The following is a 2,503-nucleotide window of genomic DNA, read 5'->3' as shown; positions in this document are numbered from 1 at the left end:
ATCACCAGCATCCTCAAGCGCAACAGCTGCGGCAAGGCGCTGGACATCGCCCGCATGAGCCGCGACATGATGGGCGGCAACGGCATCAGCGACGAATACGGCGTGGCCCGCCACCTGGTGAACCTGGAGGTGGTCAACACCTACGAAGGCACGCACGATGTGCACGCGCTGATCCTGGGCCGCGCGATCACGGGAATTGCGGCTTTCGCGAACTGATCGGGATTTCGCTCTCCAATGCAAAAGGGCTGCCATCGGCAGCCCTTTTGTGTTTTGGTCGCTCATAGCTCTTCATGTGAGTAGACCTGCTTGCGGTTCTTTCGTCACACGCTGCGGCTACGCGCCAAACTCCCTCAAGAAAGCTTTTTTGTCGGACCTGATGAAGTTCTTGGCGGTCTCGAAAGTGAGATGGCTAACCACAACCTCTCGTGAGGGAAACGACTGGTGGACCCGAAAGTACTCCCCATGTCGATTCTTTCCCACCCGATCCAGTGACACCACGGGCCAGATGCCATTGATCCAACTCTCCTGATCCTGATCGCACACTGCAATCGCATCCCCACCCGAAAAGCTGTACCGAGGATTCGGGTTCGTATGACTGGAAGCGGCGTACAACCGGTCCATTTCCGATTTCAGTGACTCCCGCTTCGGCTTTGAGTAAAGCGCGCGAATGAGAGGGGGTGTCACCAGGATGGCAAGCGAGACAAGCCACGAACCCGTTGCCAATCCCAGCAGTAAGCACATCCCAGCAATAGGCAGGTAGAGGAACAGGTTAAAAAAGCGGTCGAGCCAATTAGCACGCGAGGGAACCAGCTGCCCTTTTCGACAAACCCCTAGAACGGCAAGCGTGACGAACCAAATCAACACCCCACCCATCACGATCCATACCACCCCAACAGAACCCGTTGTCATGATCTACGCCCCAACACTCAAATATCAGCGAAGACAGGAATTTAGGGCAAAGGTGTCAGGGCTGATCTTTTGGCAGACCTCACCGCCTAAACAACCGCCTCAGTAGCAGCGTCTGAAAGTCCAGCATCTGCCCGGCCACCGCATACACCACCGTGTTGCCATCGACCTTCCGATACAGGATGCGGTGGTGTGAACTGAGAACGGTGCGGTAGTCCGTGATGCCCACGCTGGCCAGCAATGGAACCACGGGGCCAGTGATGAAGCCCGAATCCACCTGAGCAAGCTGCGCAAAGATGTCGTCTTCAGCGGCTTGCCACAGTTCGGGCGTCCAGCGTTCCAGCATGTAGTCCTGCAGGTCCAAAAGGTCGGCCTGCGCGTCGGGCAGGATGACGATGGCCATGCTGCGTTCAGCGCTGCTGGCGCCGCTGTGCCAGTTGCGCACGGCACTCTTCCACAGAGAGCCCGAGACTGGCCTGCCGGTCTTTTTCACCCAGCGCCAGCAGTTTGAGCAGGGCGATCATTTCCTGCTTCTCCTGGTACTGCTGCACACCCTCGATCACCATGGCGGCTTCGCCGTTCTGGGTGATGATGACCGGCGCCCCAGAGGCAGCCACCTCTTCCGAGATCTGCGCGGCGTGGCTCTTGAGGTAGGAGATGGATCGGATCTGTTCGCGGGCCTGCATGGCGCCTCCTTGGTTCAGACTGAATTTATCCCTGTATTTGGACCGGGTCAAGTTTGAGCGGACGATGTGGGCGCCTCCAAGGCGCGCGCATCGCCAGCAAAGCGCTCCTTGGAACCCCCTTGCGCCCGCTGGTCATGCGCTCACAGCGATCATTCTTCTCATGCTAAAACGCATTCCATCCGCATGCCCAAGGCAACTGACCGAGAGCGGCACGCTCGACCTGGCATGGACGGCCCTCATTCTGTTCCTCGCCTGGCCTACAACAGCCACGGCCGACACGTCGCAACAACGGGTGGGCGCACTGCTGTTCGACCGCACCGAGGTCACCATCGCCCAGTTCGCTCGCTACGTGCAGACGACAGGCACCACCACCCGTGCCGAGCGCGAGGGCGGCGGCTTCGAGTACTCGGGCGGCTGGCAGCGGCGCCCCGGCTGGACCTGGCGCACGCCCGACGGCGTGCCCCCCGCCAGCAGCGACCTGCCCGCGGTGCACCTGACCCATGCCGAAGCGCAGGCCTATTGCCAGTGGCGTGGCGGCCGGCTGCCGACGGCGGCCGAATGGACCAGCGCCGCCCACACCGAGCAACGCCCCAGCGCCCCGGCGCCCTGGGTGCGCGGGACGACCTACCCCTACCCCACCGGCACATCGCCACAGGGCGCCAACACCAGCGGCGCCGACCCCTGGCCACGCGCCGCGCCGGCCGGCCGCACGGCACAGGGCGTCAATGGCCTGTACGACATGGGCGCCAACGTGTGGGAATGGGTGGACGATGCCCAGGGCCACGAGCGGCGCACCATGGGGGGCTCCTGGTGGTACGGGCCGGAGCAGATGCGGGCCGATGTCAGCGCCTGGAAGGCCGCCGACTTCTACGCGGTGTACATCGGGTTCCGCTGCGTTTCGCCAGCGCGCT

Annotated in this window: 5 protein-coding genes; 2 read left to right on the top strand and 3 right to left on the bottom strand. The window is 62.3% G+C overall.

Translation table 11 applies throughout. The features are described from left to right. Positions 1–216, top strand: a 216-nt coding sequence (locus ACR2JA_RS11865) for an acyl-CoA dehydrogenase family protein (RefSeq protein WP_434009288.1), incomplete at its 5' end; no start/stop codon positions are given. A gap of 117 nt (positions 217–333) precedes the next feature. On the opposite strand, the gene ACR2JA_RS11860 is transcribed toward ACR2JA_RS11865, so the two are convergent. The 3 genes from ACR2JA_RS11860 to ACR2JA_RS11850 all read right to left on the bottom strand — a co-directional run bounded on the left by ACR2JA_RS11860 (position 334) and on the right by ACR2JA_RS11850 (position 1,592). After that, the gene (locus ACR2JA_RS11860) at positions 334–909 is read right to left on the bottom strand and encodes a hypothetical protein (protein WP_434009287.1); all 576 of its coding nucleotides are present in this window, start codon (positions 907–909) and stop codon (positions 334–336) included. Between the two features lie 79 nt (positions 910–988). Then, the gene (locus tag ACR2JA_RS11855) at positions 989–1,309 is read right to left on the bottom strand and encodes a type II toxin-antitoxin system RelE/ParE family toxin (RefSeq protein ID WP_434009286.1); all 321 of its coding nucleotides are present in this window, start codon (positions 1,307–1,309) and stop codon (positions 989–991) included. Between the two features lie 7 nt (positions 1,310–1,316). Further along, entirely contained in the window at positions 1,317–1,592 is a 276-nt protein-coding gene (locus tag ACR2JA_RS11850) for a type II toxin-antitoxin system Phd/YefM family antitoxin (RefSeq protein ID WP_434009285.1), read from the bottom strand. 160 nt (positions 1,593–1,752) lie between these two features. On the opposite strand from ACR2JA_RS11850, the gene ACR2JA_RS11845 reads away from it, so the two are divergent. Then, positions 1,753–2,503: formylglycine-generating enzyme family protein (locus ACR2JA_RS11845; protein ID WP_434009284.1), on the top strand; the 751-nt coding region annotated here is incomplete at its 3' end.

Source organism: Hydrogenophaga sp., assembly GCF_051007235.1.
Taxonomy (GTDB): domain Bacteria; phylum Pseudomonadota; class Gammaproteobacteria; order Burkholderiales; family Burkholderiaceae_C; genus Hydrogenophaga.
This window is presented reverse-complemented; position numbering and strand designations above follow the sequence as displayed.

What these genes read in the sequence shown, in the direction of transcription:
- ACR2JA_RS11855 (WP_434009286.1), bottom strand. Translation starts at nt 1,309, where the DNA reads ATGGCCATCGTCATCCTGCCCGACGCGCAGGCCGACCTTTTGGACCTG.
- ACR2JA_RS11860 (WP_434009287.1), bottom strand. Translation starts at nt 909, where the DNA reads ATGACAACGGGTTCTGTTGGGGTGGTATGGATCGTGATGGGTGGGGTG.
- ACR2JA_RS11850 (WP_434009285.1), bottom strand. Translation starts at nt 1,592, where the DNA reads ATGCAGGCCCGCGAACAGATCCGATCCATCTCCTACCTCAAGAGCCAC.